The sequence below is a fragment of the Paenibacillus sp. FSL P4-0081 genome (genome assembly GCF_000758565.1).
Lineage (GTDB): Bacteria > Bacillota > Bacilli > Paenibacillales > Paenibacillaceae > Paenibacillus_AQ > Paenibacillus_AQ phytohabitans.
Window position 1 is genome coordinate 3,686,003 of record NZ_CP009280.1, and the last position, 22,519, is coordinate 3,708,521.

Genomic DNA, 22,519 nt, shown 5'->3' on the forward strand with positions numbered 1-22,519 from the left:
AACTGCATTTAGTGCAACTAAAATCGCCTGAAAGTACGAGTTAAGCAGGATAACTGTATTTTATACACTTATATAGACTGCCTTTCGTTGAATGATCACTTTTCGTAATTTTTAGTTGTACAGAATACAATTAACGGAACAAATCCGCTGGAAAGCCTGTTTTTAACTGTACGAAATACACTTATTCCCTGCCTGCGCTAACTGGATAAGTAAGCTAGGTCATATTAACTATTTTAACCCTGTGACAGTCTTCTGGATTGGATCGGTGGAATATTTTTGCTAAGATAAATGCAAACATGTGATCTTATCCGTTGAAGTTGGGTAATAACTTGCATGTGTCATAACCGCACTCCTATTTATGCCGCGTACATCCTATTTCAGCCGGGAGGAATCTGATTTGCCTGAACTTACTTCATCATACGTTGATTCACTTGCACCCAATGCTGCAGCCATCAAGAACGGTCAAGGTCTGGTCCGCAAAAAAAGCTTCATAGAGCTCCATCAGTCGGAGGACGGAGAGCTGCTGTTTGGAAAATGTGCAGGGAGCGGCAAGACTCCCTATGAGTGTTCTGTGGATTTCATCGTGCCGGACAATCCGGTATTCCGCTGCAGCTGCCCCAGCCGCCAGTTTCCCTGTAAGCATGCGTTAGGGCTGCTCTATGCCAAGGCCGAAGGTCAGACGTTCAGCCCCGCCCCCGTCCCTGAGGACATAGCCTCCAAACGTGAGAAGGCTGAGAAGCGGGAAGAGAATAAGGTGAAGCAGGCGGCCGAAGGGGCAGACCCTAAGCCAAAGAAGGTTAACAAATCCGCGCTTAAGAAAAAAATTACCGCCCAGCTTGAAGGGCTCGATATGCTTGAGAAGCTGGTGCTGGGGTTCGTCCGCGGCGGACTGTCCACCATTGACCGTTCGAGCATGAATACGATTCAGGAGCAGGTGAAGCAGCTTGGCAACTATTATCTGTCAGGAGCACAGATTGAGCTGCGACGGTTCACGATTCTCATGTTCGGCGGCAAGGACCAGGAACAGAACTATACATATGCGATGGAGCAGCTGTCACGGCTTCATGCATTTATTAAGAAGGGCCGGGCGTATCTGCTGGCCCGGAGCGAGGACCCGGAGCTTGCACTCGACCATGAATCGACCATCGATGAGTGGCTGGGGCATGCCTGGCAGCTGAGCGAACTGAAGGAATACGGGCTGGTGAAGGATGGGGCAGAGCTGCTGCAGCTCGCCTTCTACAGCTTCAATGATATGGCCCGGCTGGAATATGTAGATCTCGGGTATTGGGTGGACCTCACTGCGGAAGGCGGGAGGATCCACCGGACGGTCAATTACCGGCCGTACAAGGCCGCTAAGCTGATGCGGGAGGAAGACAGCTTCTTCGAGATTGCTGTGGTCCCTCAGCTATATACTTATCCGGGAGATATGAATGCCCGGGTCCGTTTTGAAGCCATGTCTCCAAGAACAGTGCAAGGCCCGGATATAGAACGGGCTACTGCCCAGGCTCACCGCTCCTACGCGGAAGCTGTCAAGATGGTGAAGAACCAGATCAAGAATCCTCTCAGCGACAAGCTGCCGGTGATGCTGCTGCATGCCGCCAGTCTGGGCATTACGGAGAGCGGCCAATATGTCATAACGGATGAATCCGGCAGCAGGCTGGCGCTGGAGGATATTCCGTCCCTGCCGCAGGGAACCGTGCATATGCTGCCGTTTGTGCCGGCTGCCGCGCATACGGATTGCTACCTGCTGGTGATGTTCGAGCATAACCTGGACAAGGGAAGGCTGACTGCCCAGCCGCTGACAGTCATTAAGGGTGAAGAAATCATCCGGTTGCTGTATTAGAAGTTCAAGGAAGGACAGCGGCGAGCATCTGAATTCTAAGTAAACTCAAGTTCATTCATATAGGAGGACAGTCCATGAGCACAGCGTTATTACAGGAGCTGCATCAGGAGATTAGAAGACTGTATATTGCCGGAAGCGGGTTAGCGGCTGGAGACTTCCGCCTGAAACGACTGCTTCCGCAGTTTCAGCAGCTGGGGGAACGCGCACCGGTCTTTAAGAAGCTGGGCGAGGGCGTGGCTTCATTGCTGGAGCCTGACGGTGCTGAAGAGGCCGCTCCCGGTGTTCAACTGCAGGAGCTTACGCTGCTGCTGGAGTCGGTGCTGTATACCCAGGGGACAACAGCAGTTGACGGAACCCCCGGACCTTTGCCGGCCTTGAGCTTTGAACTTAAGACGAATCAGCCCTACCGCAAGATTGGTGCCGTTCAGCAGGCGCTCAGCACAACGGGAAGCGGAAGATATGAAATTGTAATTGATGCTTTCAAGGAAGGTGTTTTTCAGGATTTGCGGCTGCTGCCGCCGGCAGTCTCGGCGCTGAACGATCCTTATTCGGAACTTGCAGACTTTGCGATGACCGATATTCTTCCGTCCTATGGACCGGACATTGCCGGATTCCTGTTCGAAAGCTTGGATCCAGCCGGCGGCAGGAGCGAGGTCCGCAAGCTTGAGGTGATCGGCAAGGTGGGAGGAGACCGGTATCTGGAGGAGATGTTCCGCATCGCCGGAAGCGGCAGTGAAGACATCCGGGTAGCCGCTATGAAATGGCTCGCCGGTCATGAGCAGTATGTGGATGCACTCTTGGAGTGGACAACAGATAAGAAGAAGGCCATCCGTGAAGCTGCCTTCTCGGCGCTGGCTGCAGGCGGTTCGCAGCAGGGCGGTGAACGGCTTGTGGAGGCTTTCACGGCGAAAAAGGACCGTGAGATGGTTGCCGGTGTACTGGCGGGCAGAGCTTCCGCAGAGGTGTCTGATAAGCTGGCGGCATTGTTCATGGAAGAACTGCAGAAGGCGCCGCAGAATAATGCAGACAAGAAGCTCACAGAGGCCGCATGGAATAGCCTTCTTCCATTCTTGACCGCTCTTCGCCATGAGCGTAGCCCGCAGCTGGATGAAATCTACAGCTATATCCTTCAGGAATATGCCAGGTTTTCCCCGCTCGGCTGGATTCCGCTCATTGACCAGGCAGCCTGGTATAAAGAGAATACTCCGGGCGGAGCTGCACTGGCAGAGCTGGAGGCGCTGGAGAAGCGGAGTGTGCGTTTCCTGCCGAATTACTTCCACGCCGCCCAGCGGGTGATGACGCCCAAGGAGCTGTATAGCCGGTTCGGCGGAACCTTTATGGACAAATTGAAAGCGCTGGTGGGCAAGGATGCCAAAGATGCGGCTCAGCGCGCCCAGCTGCTGATTAATACGATAGAGGAGCAGGTCGTGGATATCCGCCGGAGGGCGTATGAGGTAGAGTGGGATGCTGCAGGAATCAGGCAGCCTTACAGCAGGGAGATGCTGTCAGCCGAGGAAATTGCGGCAGCCTGGGATTCCCGCTGGCTGGACTGGTTCATTCAGCATGATGCGGTGAACCTGGCAAGCGCTTTTGCCCGGCCGGGTCATAAGGGCGTGCGGGACTACCTGCTTGGCAAGCTGCAGGAGCCATTTAAACGTACGACTTATGATCTCCTTTCTAATATTTTCAAGGGTCTGGAGAGGGCCGGGGTGCCGGAGCCGGAGCGTCTTGAGCTGCTGATGACAGCCCTTGAGAATAAAAATGTTCATACAGCTTACACATTTGAGCTCTACTTATTCAAACTGATTGAGCGCTTCCCGGTCAGCTATGTGGGACGTCTGGAAGCGATTGTCCCTAAATATAGATATGAATGCAAGCAGCAGCTGGAGTATGTGCTGAACAGCTTGAAGAGTGCGCAATAATCCTGGGCGGATGTAGCTTGAGAAATCTAATTGAAGAGTTCTTATAAAGGAGAGGTGTTCATGTCGACGGAACAAAGTCAGCTTCAGGATTACATGCGTCTGCCAGCCGAGGTTCTATACCGTGAGGAACTGGAGGCCTTACGCAGGGAAGATACAGGCCGTATCCCTGCCGGGTGGCAGATGTCGCCGCGTTCGGTGTTAACGTTCATTGCCGGAGGCAAGGCGGGCAAGACCGTGATTACCCCGAAATATATCGGTAACACGCGGCTAATCGAGATGGCGGTCGCCACGCTGGTAACAGACCGGGCGCTGCTTCTGATCGGTGAGCCGGGAACGGCAAAGTCCTGGCTGTCCGAGAATCTGGCGGCTGCGATCTACGGCAACTCGGGCCTGGTTGTGCAAGGGACTGCCGGAACCAGTGAGGAGCATGTACGTTATTCATGGAACTATGCCATGCTCCTGGCGAACGGACCAACGCCGGAGGCGCTGGTCAAGAGTCCGATTATGCGGGCAATGGAGGACGGCGGGCTAGCCCGGTTTGAGGAGATCTCCCGCTGCGCTTCCGAGGTGCAGGATGCGCTGATCTCCATCCTCTCGGAGAAGACGATCTCCGTGCCGGAACTGGGCAAGGAGACCAGTGCCCGCAAAGGCTTCTCCATTATTGCCACCGCCAACACGCGCGACCGCGGCGTGAACGAAATGTCAGCGGCGCTCAAGCGCCGGTTCAACATCATCGTGCTGCCGGCACCGTCTGATCTGGAGACCGAGCTGTCGATCGTGAAGAAGCGGGTTGCAGAGATTGCTTCTTCGTATGAGCTTCAGGCTTCTGTTCCGGCGGATGAAGCACTGCTCAAGGTAGTGACGATCTTCCGCGAGCTGCGCAGCGGCATGACGCTCGACAAGAAGGAGAAGGTGAAGACACCGGCCGGTGTAATCTCCACGGCGGAAGCCATCTCCCTGCTGACGAACAGCATGGCCCTGGCAGCCAGCTTCGGCAGCGGAGAATTGACCGACGGGGATCTGGCTGCCGGCCTGCAGGGGGCTATCGTCAAGGATGATGACAAGGATAAGCTGGTCTGGAAGGAATACCTCGATAATGTAATGAAGAAAAAAGGAGCGGACTGGCGCGGATTGTATCAAGCCTGCAAGGAGATGAACGAGTGAGTGGGGCGGCTGTTGCTGCCGTTGTGAATATTTTCGGGGTGCGCCATCTGTCTCCGGGCGGTGCGAAGCATCTGCTGGAATACTTGAATGAGCTTCAGCCGACCGCCGTACTGATCGAAGGACCCGGTGATGCGACTGACGAGATCCGTCATTTGACTCACACCGTCACGAAACCTCCGGTTGCAATTCTGGCCTTTACTGAGGATTTGCCTGTGCGGACGGTGCTGTGGCCGTTAGCTGTCTACTCCCCGGAATACCAGGGGATGCGATGGGCGAAGGAGCATGGGGCAGAAGCGGAATTCATCGATCTTCCCTCATCCGTAACCCTGGGTCTGCAGGATGCCCTGCGGCTTGAATCCGGGAGCAGGCCGGTGCTTAAGCCTGCGGCGGATGAACAAGGTGAGCCTACGGATGATGAGCTGCAGGAGCAGGAATCGGTGTACAGCCGGATTGCCCGGCTCGCCGGTGAATCTGATTATGATATGTATTGGGAACGCAATTACGAGCATAACGCCAGCAGCGGAGCGTACCGTGCGGCGATACTGGCGTTCTCAGCCCGGATGCGTGAGCTGTCAGAGTCCCGGGAGCTGGTAGAGCAGCCCCGCGAATATGCTTATAACGCGCTGCGCGAAGCTTATATGCGGCGCCAGATCCGGAAGAAGATTGAAGCCGGCCATCAGCCGGAGAAGATAGTAGTGATCTGCGGCGCTTACCATGCTGCTGCACTGGCAGACCTTGCAGACGGGATGACCGACAGCGAGCTGGCGTCACTGCCTGCACGCAGCACGAAGCTGACACTGATGCCGTATTCGTATTACAAGCTCTCTACAATGTCCGGCTATGGTGCAGGCAACGGGGCTCCGCATTACTTCGAGCTGATGTGGGAGCTGATGGAGTCCGGCAGGGCTGAGGAGCTGCCGCATCTCTACCTGTCCTCCGTGGCTAGGCAGGTACGCAGATCCGGGACGCACCGCTCCACGGCTGAAGTCATTGAAGCGGTCCGGCTGGCAGAGTCGCTGGCAGCACTGCACGGCGGGAGCGCGCCTACACTGCGTGATCTGCGCGATGCCGCCCAGACACTGCTCGGCCATGGCGACCTCTCGGTTGTTGCCGAATCGCTGGCCCGGGTAGATGTCGGTACGGCGATTGGCAGCCTGGCCGAAGGTGTCAGCCAGACACCGATCCAGGATGACCTGAACCGGCTGCTGAAACGGTATAAGCTGGAGAAATATAAGTCCACTGTAGCCAGTGACCTGGCGCTCGATCTGCGTGAGAACCGCCGGGTGTCCAGCGCTGAAGCGGCCTACCTGGATCTGCACCGTTCCGTGCTGTTTCACAGGCTGGAGCTGCTGGGCATATCCTTCGTGCGGAATATGCCAAGCGGACAGTCCGGGGCAACCTGGGCAGAGCACTGGATTATTCAGTGGTCACCGGAGGTGGAGATTCAGGTGGTTGAATCGACGCTCCTGGGCGAGACCATTGAAGTCGCTTCAGCTTATGTGCTGAAGGAGAAGCTGCTGGAGTGCCGCTCCATTACTGATGCGTCTGCGCTGATCCGCATCGCCTGCCAGTGTGCGATGACCTCGCAGATGGAGGAGAGCAGCCGGGTGCTGCAGAGCCTGGCGGTGGACAGCCGCGATGTAGTTGCTATTGCCGCCGCTGCCCGGGAGCTGGCGACAATTATCGGCTTCAGCGATATCCGCAAGGTGGATACCGCTCCGCTAGTGCCGCTGCTGGAGGAGCTGTTCCGGCGCGGCTGCCTGTTCCTGCTGGATGCGAGCGGCTGCAATGACGAAGCTGCGGCGCTGATGATCAGCGCCATGAATGAGCTGAACGGCATCTCGCTGGAACATAGCGGGACTCTGGATACTGCCCTGTGGCTGCAGGAGCTGCAGCAGCTGTCACAGCGGGATGACCGTAACCCCCGGCTGTCCGGCTTCGCATGCGCGATCCTGATGGAGCGGGCTGCGGTCTCTGCGGAAGATGTGGTCGCAGAGGTGTCGCGCCGGCTGTCTCCGGGTATCCCAGCTGATCTGGGGGCGGGCTGGTTCGAAGGGCTGTCTATGCGTAACCGCTACGGCCTGTTGTCGCGGATGAGCCTGTGGGAGCAGCTGAATGATTATATTAATGCCCTGGACGATGAGGAATTCAAGCGTGCCCTGGTCTTTCTGCGCCGGGCATTCAGCACCTTCTCTCCCCGGGAGAAGACGATGATCTCCGAGCTTCTGGGTGAGCTGTGGGGTGTGAACACAGAACAGGCTGCTGAGATTCTTACAGGCGAGCTGAAGGAGGAGGAAGCCAAAATGCTGGATGAGCTGAATGATTTTGACTTCGGTGACCTATAGATGGCGGGGGATATTAAGGATAACGGACGGAACGGGGCGGTATCGCGCTGGAGGCTGATATTGGGCCAGGAAGCAGAGGAAGCTTTATCCGGTTACGGGACAGGCGGCGGGCCTACACTGACCGAGGAAGAACGGATTATGGATGCGGCGCTGGCTGCCATCTATAATGAGGCAGGTGCTGGCGGAGCTGACGGGACCTCTCAAGCGGGTTCGAAGGGCAGAGGGGCGGGATCAGGGCATGCCGCTATTAACCTGTCCAAATGGCTTGGGGATGTGCGCACCTTCTTCCCGGAGGATGTTGTCTCGATTATCCAGAGTGATGCCATGGAGCGCAAAGGCTGGAAGCAGCTGCTGTTCGAGCCGGAGCTGCTGGCGGCAGTGAAGCCGGATATCCAGCTGGTCGGTACGCTTCTGGCACTCAAAGGCAAAATTCCTGAGAAAACAAAGGACACCGCAAGAATGCTAGTCCAGGCACTGGTTGATGAGCTGGTCAAGCTGCTGGAGACGGATATCCGCCGTGCCGTTACCGGCGCGCTGAACAAGCGGCAGCATTCTCCGCTGCCGTCCCTGAGCGGGCTGGACTGGAAGCGGACCATTGAGCGCAATCTGAAGCATTACGATGCAGAGCGGCGGATGATTATCCCCGAGCGGTTCTTTTATTTCGACCGGGCACGCCGCAGCAAGGAATGGACCGTGATCGTGGACATTGACCAGAGCGGATCGATGGCCAGCTCTGTCATCTGGGCTTCGGTCATCGGCTCGATCTTCGCCAGCATTCCGGCGCTTAACACGCGTGTGGTCGCTTTTGACACTGAGGTCGTAGATTTGACTGAGCAATGTGCCAATGATCCTGTAGACATGCTCTTCGGCATTCAGCTTGGCGGCGGCACGGATATCCATAAGTCCGTGAAGTATTGTGAGCAGTTCATTGAGGAGCCGAAGAAGACGCTGTTCATCATTGTTTCCGATCTGTATGAGAACGGCAACCAGGCCGGACTGGTCCGGCGGATGCGTGAGCTGCGCGAATCCGGTGTGCGGACGATGACACTGCTGGCCCTGTCGGATGAAGGGAAGCCTTCCTACGACGAGCGTCTGGCCGCCCAGCTCACCCGTGACGGAACCCCTTGCTTTGCCTGTACTCCGGCGTTACTTCCTGTTTTGGTCGAGGGAGCGCTCAAGGGCCAGGATCTCGGTGAATTGTCCAAGCGTCTGGGGATGGCGCGATAATTTTTAGGAACAGGAAACACTTACTTTATAATCACATATTGTGTAACATGCATATATCATTTATAATCGGTTATTAAAAAGCACCTATCGCTAGGCGCTGCTTGAAAGGAAATGAATTTCTTATGTCAAGTAAGTTGAGAGCGGGTATTGTTGGCGGTACCGGTATGGTCGGCCAGCGTTTCATTGCACTTCTTGAGAATCATCCCTGGTTTCAGGTAACGGCTATTGCCGCGAGCGCGAATTCGGCCGGTAAGACGTACGAAGAGTCCGTCAAAGGCAGATGGAAGCTGTCTACACCAATGCCGGAGGCCGTTAAGAGTATCATGGTTCAGGACGCCTCCAAGGTAGAGGAAGTGTCTGCGGATGTGGATCTGATCTTCTGCGCTGTAGATATGAAGAAAGAAGAAATCAAGGCACTGGAAGAAGCCTACGCACGCACTGGTACTCCGGTTATTTCCAACAATTCCGCGCACCGCTGGACGCCGGATGTTCCGATGGTGATTCCTGAGATCAACCCTGAGCATCTTGAGGTGATTGCCCAGCAGCGCAAACGTCTGGGCACCGAAACCGGATTTATCGCTGTGAAGCCAAACTGTTCCATTCAAAGCTACATGCCTACACTGCATGCGCTTCATGATTTCAAGCCTTCGAAGGTTGTTGTGACGACGTATCAGGCGATTTCCGGAGCCGGTAAAACCTTTGCCGACTGGCCGGACATGGTGGACAACGTGATTCCATTCATCGGCGGCGAAGAAGAGAAGAGTGAGCAGGAGCCTTTGCGGATCTGGGGGAAGGTAACCGAAGAGGGGATTGTCAAAAGCGAACAGCCGGTGATCACCACACAGTGTATTCGTGTGCCGGTTGCTGATGGCCATATGGCTGCGGTATTCGCATCCTTTGAGCAGAAGCCTAGCAGGGAAGAGATTCTGGAACACTGGAACAGCTTCCAGGGACGTCCGCAGCAGCTGGGACTGCCAAGCGCACCTAAACAGTTCATTACCTATTTCGAAGAAGAGAACCGTCCGCAGACCCGTCTGGACCGTGATATTGAGAACGGAATGGGAATTTCGGCCGGCAGACTCCGTGAGGATTCACTCTATGACTACAAATTTGTCAGCCTGTCCCACAACACTGTAAGAGGTGCTGCCGGCGGTGCTGTCCTGATCGCTGAGCTTCTGAAGGCTGAAGGTTATATTCAGCCGAAATAAGCAGCAGCAACAGCTTCATTTCAGTTCGTAATGCAGCCTGCCGGAGCCTCTCCGCGCAGGTTGTTTGCGGTTTTACCTGACATTACCCCCGGAATAATGGTAAGATAGAGGAATGCATGACGAAAACTGAATACCGACGGAGTGATATTGTGGCAAAAAGTAAAGGCGGCGGCACAGGCAGAGGGACAGGGAGCAAGGGCTGGACCCGCTGGAATAAGACGGCGAAACCCGTGAAGCCGGCAAAAAGCGGACCTCCCGGAAGCCCGGGTACCAAACCGGGAACTAAGGGAGCAAGCGCAGCCAAGGGCGGCGGCGGAGGCAACAAAACCGGAGGCAGTAAATAAGGCGGCCATGTGCCCATATGCAACATCTGATTTGTAAGTGAATCAGGTGTTCTTTAATATGTAGGGCAGGAAAGCGGGTACTGGAGTGAGAATTAATAAATATATAAGTGAGACAGGCGTATATCCGCGCAGAGAGACGGACCGGCTGATTGCGGCGGGACGGATAACCATTAACGGTATAGCCTGTGCAGCGGGGGCTAGTGTTGAGCCGGGAGATACGGTGGCCGTTGACGGCGTTACGCTGAGCCCGGACCGGGAAGAACGGGTCTATCTGGCTCTTAACAAGCCAGTTGGGATTACCTGTACAGCTGCCCGGCAGGTGGAAGGGAATATCATTGATTATGTCGGTTATCCTTCCCGGATCTTTGCCGTCGGCAGGCTGGACAAACAGTCCGAAGGACTGATACTCATGACCAATGACGGAGCCGTGGTTAACCGGATGATGCGCTCCGAGCATGGGCATGAGAAGGAATATAACGTTACGGTGGACAAGCCGGTGACTGAAGCATTCCTTCAGGAGATGTCAGCCGGTGTGGGTATTCTCGGGACCCGGACCAAGCCTTGCCTCACCCGCAGGATCACGGACAACGAGTTCGCGATTGTTTTAACCCAGGGGCTGAATCTGCAGATCCGCCGGATGTGCAAGGAGCTGGGATACCGGGTGCTCCGCCTGGAGCGCATCCGGATCATGCACATTACGCTCAGCGGCCTTGAGCGGGGGCAGTGGAGGCATCTGACCGCAGAAGAGCTGGCTGAACTCTACTCCAGACTGGACGCAGAGAAATAGGGATTCACAGCATTTAAGCGTTTGCTGACATACTGACAAACCATCAGGAGGATCAAATGAGAATAATAAGTTTGCTATTAGCGCTAATGGTTATAGCCGGTTGCTCGGGAACCGGCAGTAATGAATCTGCGGAGCCGCCGGAAGCATCTGTGACTTCAGAAGCAGCAGCACAGTCAACTGCACCACAAGCCTCTCCGGCGGATGCAACCGCTGATTTTACGGGGGAAGTACCGGAAGTCTCCCCGGAGATTTCGGATAAATATTCAGGCTTCTTACATATGGATGCCGTTCAGCTGAACGGGCAGATCTACGAGGTGTATTACTGGAACAAAGGGGAGTTTACGTATACGCAGTTTGCGGTTGTGAAGGACGGGAAGATTGTCTTTGACAGCAAGCAAGCCGGAATTAAGATGGAAGGCGGCAATATCTGGAGTGAGGAAGATGATCTCTGGGCGGAAGCGCTTGTGCAGAATAATCATGCCACCTTTTTGTTCAGTCTGATGGATAACCGTCCTGAATCATCCTATATTGTCGTTGAGGAAATCGACGGAGTCATGCAGGTAACTGTTAACGATAATGTATCGGTGAACTATGAGGATACGGATCAGGACGGAGATGAGGATTTGCTTGCAAGTCCCTTTTCCGGGCAATTGCCGCTTGGTCCAGCGCTGGTAGGCGTGTATGAGCTTCAGGGAACACGGTATGTACCGGATAAGACCCTCACCAAGCAATATGCGGAAGACCAGCTGCGGCTAAGTGAGCAGGAGTACAAAAATAACCCCACAGACCTGACATTGGACAGCCTGCTCAGTGCTTATCTGATTCTGGAGAAGCGTAGTTTTGCATTGACGCGGTTTGAAGAATTCTATGAGTGGGCAGGACAGCGTGCCGGAGACGGCGGTTTTGTGGACGAATATTATGACCGCTTGAAGAAGAACGAGACGCCGGAATACTTCAGCGGATGGATGGACAAGCTGGAGCCATTGCGTACAGAGAGATAAACCTGGACTTGTCTGTTCAATTATAAAAAGGGATTCCGGAGGCAGCGGTTAATGGCCTCCGTGAATCCCTTTTTCAATTCCGTACAATATCAAGTGGCGGACTCTGACGCCTGAAACTGCTTGTTATACAAATCCCTGTAGACCCCGTTGTCCGCCAGCAGAGAAGCATGTTGTCCAGACTCCACAATAGCGCCGTCCTGAACGACAAGAATGGTATCGGCAGCCATAATGGTGGAAAGCCTGTGGGCGATAACGATGCTGGTCTTGCCCAGCAGCAGCTGATGCATCGCCTGTTGGATATAGAACTCCGACACTGTATCCAGTGACGAGGTGGCTTCATCCATGATGATAATAGGCGGATTCTTGAGCAGCACGCGGGCGATCGAGATCCGCTGCTTCTCTCCGCCGGACAGCTTGATTCCCCGGTTACCGACTACCGTATTGTAGCCTTCAGGCAGCTTCATAATGAAATCATGAATATAAGCGGCTTCACAGGCGGCAATCATCTCGGACTCCGTGGCACCGGCGCTTGCATAGAGCAGATTCTCCTGGATGGTCCCGTTGAACAGATATGTGTCCTGGGTAACCAGCCCGATCTGAGAGCGTAGGGAGTGCAGCGTGAACTCACGGATATCCTTGCCGCCGATGCGGATCACACCCGAATCCAGTTCATAGAGTCTGGGGATGAGGTTGGTAATGGTTGTTTTACCCGCTCCGCTGGGGCCGACCAGCGCAGTCAGTGATCCGGCGGCAGCCGTGAAGGAAATTTCCCGCAGGGCCGGTTTGCCCGGCTGATAGGCGAAATTCACCTTGTCGAAGACGATATCCTGGCCGTCAGCACTGCTTGGCAGGGCCAGCGGCGAATCCACAATCAGCGGGTCCATATCGAAATAGTCAAAAATCCGTTCAAACAGCGCCACCGACCGGTTCACATCCACATACAGATTGGTCATTTGCATGACCGGCCCGTATAATCTGCCCAGCAGCGCCACAAAGGTGATAATCGCACCAACCGTCAGCTCTCCCTGGATAAATAAATAACCCCCGTACAGATAAATCAGCATGGGCCCGATACTGGTGAAGGTGGTGAGGACCAGCATAAACCAGCGTCCGGCCATCGATTCCCGGATCTGCAGGCGTGTCGCCTGGGCATTAACGGTTCTGAAGCTCGCCAGCTCGTTGTCTTCCTTGGTGAACAGCTTCATGAGCATATATCCGCTGAGACTGAGCGTTTCCTGGATGATCTGGTTTTGCTCGGAGATCTTCTCCTGGGTTTCCTTGGCCAGCTTCCAGCGCACATTGCCCATTTTGCGGGTTGGCATAATGAACAGGGGGACAACCAGTATGCCCAGTAGCGCCAGCTTCCAGTTCATGATAAACAGAGTTGCCGCTGTCGTAGTCAGAATGAACAGATTGCTGGCAAAATTGACGATGGTGCTGTTGAACACGCCCTGTATCCCGGCAATATCACTGGTCATCCGGGTGATGACTTCCCCTTGCTTAACCCCTGAGAAGAACTGCAGCGGCATGCCCTGCAGATGGCGGTACATCTGATTTTTCATATCGTGGACAATATTTTGTGAGATAAAAGAGTTCAGGTAATTCTGCAGCACGCCCAGCAGACCGGACACTACAGTTGTACCGAGCGAGGCGAGGACAAGCAGAACCAGCAGCCTCAGGTTTTTATCCGGGAGCGCACGGTCGATAATATGCTGAATCAGAATCGGAGGAAGCAGCCCGAGCACTGCAGTAATGCACAGCACAATCATCACCAGCAGGGTCTGCTTCCAGTAAGGCAGGAAATATTTCACGATGCGGAGCAGCAGCGTCTTGGATATATCCGGCTTCGCCTCATCATCATCGAACTTTAATTTGCCATGCCCGGGTCCGCCGAATCCCATTGGACCGAAACCTCTGCCCATTATTCATCACCAGCTTTGTGTGTATTTAAGTTATCCTGATCCCGGGTCAGCTGTTCGAGCAGCTGTGAGTGCATTTGAATGAGCGACTGGACTTCTTCTCCCGAAAAATGATCCAGCGCCGCCCCCAGCATTTGGTATGAATAGGCGTCTTCATTGTATTGCCTGCACAGCGCTTCACCTGCCGGGGTGAGATTCAGCCTCGTTTCCCTGCGGTCTGCCTCGGAGGCGGTCCGGGTCACCAGTTCCTTCTCGGCCAACGCATCAATATGCAGGCTTACGCGGCTCTTGGCAAATACCAGACGCTCTGTTATTTCCTTCTGCGATTGACCGGGATGCTTGAGCAGAGAATTCAGTATACCGATCTGATGCACGGTTAATCCGAGATCCGCAGCGCTCTGATGGGCCAGCTTACGGAGCTGGCGGGCAACGGCGAGCAAGGAATGATACACCTCTATCGTTTGCGCCGGATCTGTCATGGGGCAACCTCCTCTGACCTGATAATAGTTTCTTTTGTCAACAGTTAACAATGTAAACTGATTATACGCCTGAATATTCCAAAAGTAAATGTTACGCTGAAATAGCGGTAAACAGGTTATGCCGGAATGCATAAGAAACACCCGCAGCGCCTGTGTGAAGGCAGCTGCGGGTGTTTTTGTAATTGAAATACGCTCATTTATTTAAGCTCATTCCGGAAGCATTCCGCATTGTATAATCCGCCCGAACGCCCTCGCGGTCTCCCGGATATCCTCTGCTCCGGCAATGGCCGAGATTACGGAGATTCCGTCTGCACCGGCCCGGATCACCGGCAGGGCGTTATCCAGGGTTATACCGCCTATCCCTACCAGGGGGATATTAAGCCCGCTGCGGCGGAGAGTATCAATGACAGCCGTCCCTTGAACGGCTTCGGCATCGTCTTTGGAGGAGGTGGGGTAGACCGGACCGACCCCGAGATAATCGGCTCCGTCCGCAATCGCCTGCTGCGCTTCCGCGGGATTATGGGCGGAAACGCCGATGATCTTGTGCTCGCCGAGCCGCTGGCGGATCGTCCGGGCCGGCAGATCATCCTGGCCCACATGGACTCCGTCTGCATCAAGTGCAACCGCCAGCTCCAGGTCGTCATTGACGATGAACGGAATCCGCTTGTCCCGGCAGATTGCCCGGAGCTGCTGTCCAAGCTCTAGCAGAGCAGCGCCGGTCAGAGCACCGGGACCCTTTTCACGGAACTGGAATAAGGTGATTCCCCCGTCTGCTGCGGCAGATAAAGTCTCGGCTGGAGAGAGGCGGCAGTTCACGCTGCCCATAATGAAATATACCTTAAGGAGCTTGCGCATATGCTCACTGTCAATCCGGTTCATAGCTGCTGCCCCCCTGATCTGATACGGTTCCCGTAAGCAAAATGATTGGTCGGCCCATGTCCTGCCCCGATGTTCAGACTGTCCTCAATGGCTGCCTGAATGAAGGCTTTGGCTGTATGCACCGCTTCATTTATAGAGTGGCCGAGCGCAAGTCCTGCCGCCACCGCCGCCGAGAAAGTACAGCCGGTCCCATGCGTATGCCTGGTCTCAATCCGCGGACTGGTCAGATATTGGAATTCCCGGCCGTCATAGAGCAGGTCCACCAGCTGATCGCCTTCCGGATCATGTCCGCCCTTAAGAACAATGTACTGCGGCCCCATCTGATGGAGGAGTCTTGCAGCCTGTTCTCTGTCTGCCATTCCATTAATCTTCATCCCCGTGAGCATCTCTGCCTCGGGAAGATTGGGGGTAACCACAAGAGCCAGAGGCATCAGTCCGGTAATCAATGCCTGCACGGCTTCCTGCAGCAGCAGAGCTGACCCGCCCTTGGCAATCATTACCGGGTCGATCACAAGCCGCTGCTGCCAGCCGTACGCTGTCACCTTATCCGCGACAACACCGATAATCTTACTGCTGAACAGCATACCGGTCTTAATGGCATCAGGTGTCAAGTCACTGCCAATAGAATCCAGCTGCGCAGCAACGGCTTCCGGCTCCAGCGGATATACCCCTTGAACGCCTAAGGTATTCTGAGCCGTGACCGCAGTGAGCGCGGACATTCCGTAGACTCCAAGCTCCTGAAAGGTCTTCAGATCAGCCTGGATACCGGCACCGCCGCCGCTGTCAGAGCCGGCAATCGTTAACGCTTTACGTATACGGGTCATCAGGTATTCTCCTTTAAGAGGTGCGGTTTATTGTTCAAGCAGCTGCAGGCGTGACCGGCTGCTGTAGATATCTGGTGTCACCAGGGACAATTGATTCAGGAACTCCATCTGGAAGCTGCCGGGTCCTTGTCCTTCAGCGGCTTCTGCGGCAATCTCGGCTGCCACGCCGTAGAACGAGAGTGCTTCGGCAGCTGCCTCAAGCGCATTCCCACCGCTTACTGCAAGAAATGCGCCTACTACGGCACTGAGCAGACAGCCGGTTCCCGTCACTTGGGTCAGGATGGAATGGCCGTTGCTGGCGATGTAGGTGCGCGTGCCGTCGCTAATGATATCCTCCTTGCCGGTGATGATCACCACGCAGTTCAGCTTCCGCGCAGCCTTGTTCGCCAAGGCGATCACATCGCCTTCACCTGCTCCGGCATCGACGCCTTTGCTCGCCCAGCGCTCTCCGGCGACATTGGCTACTTCGGCCACATTGCCGCGCAGAGCGGTCAGCTGCAGCTCACCCAGCAGCTTCGCGGTAACGTCAGTGCGGTACGGTGTAGCACCTGCTCCAACGGGATCAAGCACGAGCGGGACACCATGCCGGTTCGCGGCTTGCCCGGCCTTCACCATTGAAGTGATGATAGCTTCATTCAGTGTACCGATGTTCAGCACGACCGCCCCGGACATCGCGGCAACATCCGCCACCTCTTCCAGTGCGTCGGCCATGAACGGGGAAGCCCCCAGCGCCAGCAGTCCGTTAGCGGTGAAATTAGCCACTACAATATTGGTAATGTTATGTACGAGCGGATTTGCCTGCCGTACCTTGGATAGAAAAGACATGATTATTCCTCCTGAAAGTTTTGATAGCATACGCATCCTTGAGATCATTTCGCAAAACTAACTTCGAAAGCATGTTCTATAAATTAATAAAAGCATCCGCACTGTCAACTTCCTCAGCCAGCAGACCGCCCTCGCTCAGCCATTTGCGCACATTCTCCCAGGAAACGCTATCCTGATAACCGAAGGGCTGTGCACCGGCATCCATCAGCGGCAGCAGAATTTCCAGGCTGCGCTTCTCGATGGCTTCATCAAGCGGTGCGGTGGCATCCTGATGCTCCAGCAGAAGCTTCAGCGCCTGCTCCGGCTGCTTAGTGACGAACTGCTGACCCTTGCGCGCAGCATTCATGAACTTCTGGAAATATTCCGAGGAATTCTGCAGACCCTGGTCACTTGCGACCAGCACCAGCTCATAATAATCAGGAACCCCGTAGTCAACAGGATTGAACGAACGCACAGGATGGCCTTCCTGCTCTAATATCAGCTGCTCATGGTTGATGAATCCGCCCATAATTCCATCCACACGCCCGGTGGAGAGGGCAGGGATAAGCTCAAAGCCGACGTCAATCAGCTTCAGGGAGGCGGGATCGCCGCCATCGGTTTGGATCATAGTGTGCAGCATGGCTTCATACAGCGGAATGGAGGAGTAACCGGCTTGCTTGCCTGAGAGCTCCCCGGGCCGGGTTATTCCGCTGTCTGCGGAAACCATGAGATGGTTCAGGGGATGCCGTACCAGAGCGGCAACGGATTTGACCGGAATCTGCTCTCCCCGGGCCATCAGCACCTGCGGCTGGTAGCTGAGGGCCAGATCGACTTGTCCGGCAGCTACCAGTTTCAGCGCGTCGTTGCTGTCGGCAGGCATCTGTATCTCAACATCAAGCCCCTCTTCGGCAAAATACCCCTCACTCTGTGCCGCATACAAAAAGGAATGAACGGCGTTCGGATACCAGTCGAGCATGATCGTCAGCTTATGGGCTGTACCGTCTGCGGCTGCCGCCGGAGCGGATGATGCCGATGATGAGCCGGAGCCAGCCGGCACGTTATTGCCAGCCGACCCGTTATTGCCGGCGCAGCCCGGCAGCACCAAAAGAACAGACAGGAGCAATACATAAGGCAGCAACTTATAAGGTTGAGTACTACGGGTGTAGTGATAACGGTTATAGCGGATTGGAGTCATGAATAACGTCCTCTTTTCTTCAGAAATAACTTCTCGAGAGTAGCAATACAAAGAAACAAAGTGATCCCAAGGGCGGACAACAGCACAACAGCGGCAAACATCTCGGCACTTTGCAGATTGCCGGCCATTCTCCGGCTGAAATAACCAAGCCCCCGGCTGCCTCCAAGCCATTCGCCGATGGTAGCGCCAATGACGCAGTACACCACCGACAGCTTCAGTCCGGAGAAAAAGGACGGCAGGGCCAGCGGAACAGCAGCCTTGCGGAGAATCTGCCAGCGGTTCGCGCCAAGCGTCAACAACAGCTCGCGGTACTGCTCCGTATTCTTGCCCAGCCCATCGTAGATGCCGACAACCACCGGGAAGAAGGCGGTCAGGAACACTACGGCAACCTTGCTCCACAAGGTATAGCCGAACCACATGATAAACAGGGGAGAGAGGGCAACCAGCGGAATCGTCTGGCTGATAATCAGCAGCGGATACAGCGCTTTGGCCAGCGGCCTGAACAGATGCATGCCCGTTCCCAGCAGACTGCCGCAGAAGACGGACAGAGCGAAGCCTGTTAGTACCTCAAGCAGCGTTGCAGGCAGGTGAACGCCGAAGAGTAAATGCCTGTCTTCCATCAGAGCAATCCAGATGGCAGTGGGAGCCGGCAGGATGAACGGAGGAATCAGCCCCAGCCGGGACACCGTTTCCCAGACCGCAAGAATCAGCAGCACAAGCAGAATAGCCGGGCTGTACTCCCGCAGCAATCTTCTATAGAAGACGGTTGTCATACAGCTTCAGCTCCAAATCCTGCCGCAGGGCAACAAACTGCGGTTCGTAATTCTGACTATGATGTCTGGGGCGGGGAAGACCGGTGATGAACTCCTGCATACCGCCCCCGGCACTGCCGGTCATCAGATAGATGCGGTCACTAAGCAGAAGCGCTTCTTCAAGGTCATGGGTAATGAACAGCACAGTCTTGTCCAGTCCTGACCATAATTCCAGCAGCCAGCGGTGAAGCTCCCGCTTGGTTATGGCGTCCAGTGCCCCGAACGGCTCGTCCAGCAGGAGCAGATCATTCCCGGCGGCAATGGTGCGGAGTACCGCAACCCGCTGGCGCATGCCGCCCGACAGCTCATGCGGATACGCAGCCCCCGAATCACCAAGACCGAACTGCTGCAGCATGCTGCGGATCTGAATAACGGCTTCCTCTTTGGAGCCGCTCCGCTTCAGTTCCCAGGGCAGCAGGCAATTGTCCAGTACGGTTCTCCAGGGCAGCAGGAGATCCCGCTGCGGCATATAGCCGACCTGGCCGAGCCGCTCCGAGGCGCTATTAGGCGGTTGCCCGTCCAGGGAAACCTCGCCGCTGCCGGGTTCCAGCAGGCCGGCGATAATCTTGAACAGCGTGCTTTTGCCGCAGCCGCTGGCACCCACGACGGAGATGAACTCGCCGCGGCGGACCTTCATGGAGATTCCGGAGAAGACCGGAGCCCTTGAAGCTGCGCCGAAAGAATAGGACAGGTTAGCGATGTTGATCATAGGATGGGGAAGCAAGCCTCCTTAGGGAAAAGTGATTACGCTACGAAAACAAGAAAGACCCATCCATTTCCGGAGGAAATGAATGGGCCTGAAGGTACAGTCAGTTTGCAAAGACGCGGAACCGCTGATACATTCTGCTCCACTTCCCTCCGCTGGTATGATCCAGATCAGGTTCCAAGGGTCCGGAGCTTAAGCTCCGTCTCAGTCGGCCGACTCCCCTAGTGAAATAACAGGTGCTATTGAATTCGTAATTGCTACTTAATATACCATAATTTCCCCGCTTGTAAAGAGCCTGTGCTCAGCGCTTGGAGAGGCCGGTGATGAACAACGCAACAATTCCCCGCGAGATTTCCTCTTTGGAGGAGCCGTTCCGTTTCTGTTCATACAGGTAAAGATCGGGACTAAGTACAGAGATCAGCGCTGTGGCAGCGAAGCGGGGATCGATCCCGATAATCTCTCCATTCGCGGATGCGCGGTGCAGAAGTTCACCCATAATCACCCCGAGCCGCTGGAAAAAAGGATGTTCGAACTGGGTAAGCTGCTTCTTGCCGGTGAATTCGGATTTGATCATGTTCAAGAGCTCCGCATATTGCTCAATGAAACCAACGACCTGCTCAATGCTGCTCTGCAGATGCGCGAGGGCAGCCGTTTCACCAGCGCTGGCAGCAAGCTGCTGTTCCATCCCCGACAGAAACTGCTCGGTGCTGTCCAGCAGCAGGGCCGAACAGATTTCGCCCTTATCAGTGAAGCGGCGGTAGAGCGATCCCTGCCCTATACCGGCCCGTTTGGCGATGCCGTACATACTGACAGCTTCGAGGCCGCTCTCGGTGAACAGCTGGCGGGCCGCCTCGAGTATCCGCTGCATATAAGGATCGGCGGGTTCTTTTGCAGCGATGTCTCTGTTCACTGTGTTATCTTTGTTCTCTGTGTTCTCTGTATTGTCCGGAGCTGCTGATGTTACAGGTTCAACTTCCGTTTCTGTTTTTTTCATGATATCCCCTTTCATATAAAGTAAATCCTGCCCATAATACAACATTTCCCTCATTCGATCGGCCTAAATCCCAAATTGTTGTATAAAATGCATTATTTCAGCTTGTTCAAGCAGTTTAGCAGAACTATTCTTGCATTTCATACAACAATCCATCCGGAAACCCGGCTATCCATGAATCAAAGCTGCAAAATATACAACATTTATGCCTACAGTGCGTCCTAAGAAATCTCTATTCTGCCGGTAAACGAATCAAGTGTGGGGAATTGGCGTATTCCGCTTGACACATCGGACAATTGTCCGTAGACTATGAAATGCGAACGCGGACAATTGTCCGTTCACTAATTATATAGACAAACCTGCCCGCAGGTCAACGTAGTTGAAGCGGACACTTCAGGAGGAGAAGGAGTATGGATCAGACCTTGAAGCAGGATGCCGATTTCCGGTTATCCGGCATTCTAGTTCCGCTGCTGGCGATTATTGCCGGCGTATTTATGGTCGTGCTGGATAGTACGGCAATGAATGTGGCATTGTCCAGACTGGTAGTGGATTTCAATACAGACCTGCATACGCTGCAGTGGGTCGTAACCGGGTATATGCTGGCGCAGGCTTCGGTCATTCCGCTGTCAGGCTGGCTGTCTGACCGGTTCGGGGCTAAGAACGTCTTTTTGACAGCTGTTATTGTGTTTACGATCGGCTCCATTCTGTGTGCAACGCCAAGCAGTGCAGAATGGCTGGTCGTTTTCCGGGTATTGCAGGGTCTTGGAGGGGGCTGTGTGCTCCCGGTCGGGATGGCTTATGTGTACAGACTGGCTCCGAAGAGTAAAGTCGGCGTTGTTATGGGGATTATGGGAATTCCCGTGCTGTTCGCTCCGGCGATTGGTCCTGTATTGTCAGGCTGGCTGGTGGAATACCACTCCTGGCGCTGGATCTTCCTGATTAATATCCCCATCGGTATTATCTGTGTGCTGATCGGGCTGCGAAAGCTGCCGAATGCGGCGAAGAACACCGTTCCCGGCATGGATAAATTCGGAATGGTGCTCGGACCACTGGCTTTTGCTTCACTCACTTACGGTGTAAGTCAGGGTGCGCAGAGCTGGACCTCGGACAAAACGCTAATCGGGTTATCTCTGGGAGCTGTTGCACTGATTGCCTTTGTCATTGCCGAGCTGCGTTCCAGGACCCCTTTACTGGAGCTGCGGATTCTGAAATCCGTGGATTTCACCACCGGAATTATTGTGCAGTGGATCGCCCAGTTCGGCTTATATGGTGCTTTATTTCTACTGCCGCAGTTTCTGCAGCAGGCCCGCGGCTTCGGCGCATTTGATACCGGATTGACCCTGCTGCCGCAGGCCATTGCTTCCGGGCTGATGATGCCAATTGCCGGAATTCTGTTCGACCGGATCGGGGTGCGCTGGCTGGTGGTTTGCGGACTCAGTCTGGTCTCTGGCGCCTTGTTTCAGTATTCCCATGTCGATCTGACCACCCAGAGCCGTGATCTCATTCTTCCGCTAATCATGTGCGGTGCAGGGATGGGGATGATGATGATGCCGATGAATACGCATCTGCTGAACAAGGCGCCAGGCAATCTGGTCAACCGGGTAACCTCACTCACCAACTCCATGCAGCAGGTCATTAACTCACTTGCAGTGTCAACACTGGTTACGATTCTGACGGCCAGAACCTCCGCGCGTGGTCTTGAAATGCAGGAGGCGGCAGCCGCTGCCGGGCAGACGGTGGACGGAGTCTCGAAGGAAGCCCTGCAGCTGGCCAAGCAGACTGTATTGGCCCAAGGCTTTGCCGACACCTTCCACATTATGATTTTTGTAGCTTTAGGCGGCGCCGTCCTTGGACTGCTGCTGCGCAGGGGCCGCAAACCAGAAAGCGGAGGCTCCAGGGAGAAAGCGGTGCCTGAAATCATGCACGGTTAATAGGTGCATTCACATTCATAAGAAGTTAGGCGGCGATTCTCCGTTACTGGAGGGTCGCTGTTTTGCGTTGTGGATCATTTAGTTTGTCTTCCACTGATGTAGAAATGCAATTTCGGGGCAAGCTAAACTATCAAAAAC

The 22,519-nt window shown here is 54.8% G+C and carries 19 protein-coding genes and 1 riboswitch; of the genes, 10 read left to right on the forward strand and 9 right to left on the reverse strand.

What is annotated here, in order from left to right:
• Positions 1–397: 397 nt before the first annotated feature.
• The 9 genes from P40081_RS15665 to P40081_RS15705 all read left to right on the forward strand — a co-directional run bounded on the left by P40081_RS15665 (position 398) and on the right by P40081_RS15705 (position 11,841).
• A complete protein-coding gene (locus P40081_RS15665) occupies positions 398–1,843 on the forward strand; it encodes an SWIM zinc finger family protein (RefSeq protein ID WP_042136707.1) in 1,446 nt (481 codons plus the stop codon).
• A gap of 74 nt (positions 1,844–1,917) precedes the next feature.
• The gene (locus P40081_RS15670) at positions 1,918–3,765 is read left to right on the forward strand and encodes a HEAT repeat domain-containing protein (RefSeq protein WP_042136710.1); all 1,848 of its coding nucleotides are present in this window, start codon (positions 1,918–1,920) and stop codon (positions 3,763–3,765) included.
• Between the two features lie 60 nt (positions 3,766–3,825).
• Positions 3,826–4,929, forward strand: coding sequence for an AAA family ATPase (locus P40081_RS15675; RefSeq protein ID WP_042136712.1), 1,104 nt, complete (start codon positions 3,826–3,828; stop codon positions 4,927–4,929).
• Positions 4,926–7,274 (forward strand): DUF5682 family protein, encoded by a 2,349-nt coding sequence (locus P40081_RS15680; protein ID WP_042136714.1) that lies wholly within the window; start codon positions 4,926–4,928, stop codon positions 7,272–7,274. The genes P40081_RS15675 and P40081_RS15680 overlap by 4 nt, the downstream gene beginning before the upstream one ends.
• The gene (locus tag P40081_RS15685; protein ID WP_042136716.1) at positions 7,275–8,501 is read left to right on the forward strand and encodes a VWA domain-containing protein; all 1,227 of its coding nucleotides are present in this window, start codon (positions 7,275–7,277) and stop codon (positions 8,499–8,501) included.
• A 122-nt stretch (positions 8,502–8,623) separates the two neighbouring features.
• On the forward strand, positions 8,624–9,709 hold the full coding sequence (gene asd / locus P40081_RS15690) for an aspartate-semialdehyde dehydrogenase (protein WP_042136717.1): 1,086 nt from the start codon (positions 8,624–8,626) through the stop codon (positions 9,707–9,709).
• 146 nt (positions 9,710–9,855) lie between these two features.
• Entirely contained in the window at positions 9,856–10,053 is a 198-nt protein-coding gene (locus tag P40081_RS15695) for a DUF3934 family protein (protein ID WP_156118779.1), read from the forward strand.
• Positions 10,054–10,138: 85 nt separating this feature from the next.
• A complete protein-coding gene (locus P40081_RS15700) occupies positions 10,139–10,840 on the forward strand; it encodes a pseudouridine synthase (RefSeq protein ID WP_042136721.1) in 702 nt (233 codons plus the stop codon).
• Between the two features lie 56 nt (positions 10,841–10,896).
• Positions 10,897–11,841: a hypothetical protein gene (locus tag P40081_RS15705; protein ID WP_042136724.1), complete on the forward strand. Its 945-nt coding sequence runs from the start codon at positions 10,897–10,899 to the stop codon at positions 11,839–11,841.
• Between the two features lie 89 nt (positions 11,842–11,930).
• On the opposite strand, the gene P40081_RS15710 is transcribed toward P40081_RS15705, so the two are convergent.
• From P40081_RS15710 to P40081_RS15750, 9 genes are all read right to left on the reverse strand, one after another.
• Entirely contained in the window at positions 11,931–13,763 is a 1,833-nt protein-coding gene (locus P40081_RS15710; protein WP_231575363.1) for an ABC transporter ATP-binding protein, read from the reverse strand.
• Positions 13,763–14,239 (reverse strand): MarR family winged helix-turn-helix transcriptional regulator, encoded by a 477-nt coding sequence (locus P40081_RS15715; protein WP_042136727.1) that lies wholly within the window; start codon positions 14,237–14,239, stop codon positions 13,763–13,765. The genes P40081_RS15710 and P40081_RS15715 overlap by 1 nt, the downstream gene beginning before the upstream one ends.
• A 207-nt stretch (positions 14,240–14,446) precedes the next feature.
• Positions 14,447–15,118: a thiamine phosphate synthase gene (thiE, locus tag P40081_RS15720; protein ID WP_042136729.1), complete on the reverse strand. Its 672-nt coding sequence runs from the start codon at positions 15,116–15,118 to the stop codon at positions 14,447–14,449.
• Positions 15,115–15,942 carry a bifunctional hydroxymethylpyrimidine kinase/phosphomethylpyrimidine kinase gene (gene thiD / locus P40081_RS15725; RefSeq protein ID WP_042136731.1) on the reverse strand — a complete coding sequence of 276 codons (828 nt, stop codon included), beginning with the start codon at positions 15,940–15,942 and terminating at the stop codon, positions 15,115–15,117. The genes thiE and thiD overlap by 4 nt, the downstream gene beginning before the upstream one ends.
• A 27-nt stretch (positions 15,943–15,969) precedes the next feature.
• Positions 15,970–16,767, reverse strand: a complete 798-nt coding sequence (gene thiM / locus P40081_RS15730) for a hydroxyethylthiazole kinase (RefSeq protein WP_231575364.1) — start codon at positions 16,765–16,767, stop codon at positions 15,970–15,972.
• Between the two features lie 76 nt (positions 16,768–16,843).
• A complete protein-coding gene (locus P40081_RS15735; protein ID WP_042136735.1) occupies positions 16,844–17,941 on the reverse strand; it encodes an ABC transporter substrate-binding protein in 1,098 nt (365 codons plus the stop codon).
• Positions 17,938–18,714: an ABC transporter permease gene (locus tag P40081_RS15740; RefSeq protein WP_042136737.1), complete on the reverse strand. Its 777-nt coding sequence runs from the start codon at positions 18,712–18,714 to the stop codon at positions 17,938–17,940. The genes P40081_RS15735 and P40081_RS15740 overlap by 4 nt, the downstream gene beginning before the upstream one ends.
• Positions 18,695–19,477: an ABC transporter ATP-binding protein gene (locus tag P40081_RS15745; protein ID WP_231575365.1), complete on the reverse strand. Its 783-nt coding sequence runs from the start codon at positions 19,475–19,477 to the stop codon at positions 18,695–18,697. Before P40081_RS15745 ends, P40081_RS15740 begins: the two co-directional genes overlap by 20 nt.
• A gap of 112 nt (positions 19,478–19,589) precedes the next feature.
• Positions 19,590–19,692: riboswitch (TPP riboswitch) on the reverse strand.
• A 68-nt stretch (positions 19,693–19,760) separates the two neighbouring features.
• A complete protein-coding gene (locus P40081_RS15750) occupies positions 19,761–20,453 on the reverse strand; it encodes a TetR/AcrR family transcriptional regulator (protein WP_197074364.1) in 693 nt (230 codons plus the stop codon).
• 407 nt (positions 20,454–20,860) lie between these two features.
• On the opposite strand from P40081_RS15750, the gene P40081_RS15755 reads away from it, so the two are divergent.
• Complete coding sequence (locus P40081_RS15755; RefSeq protein WP_042136742.1) at positions 20,861–22,381, forward strand: DHA2 family efflux MFS transporter permease subunit; 1,521 nt, start codon at positions 20,861–20,863, stop codon at positions 22,379–22,381.
• Positions 22,382–22,519: the final 138 nt, after the last annotated feature.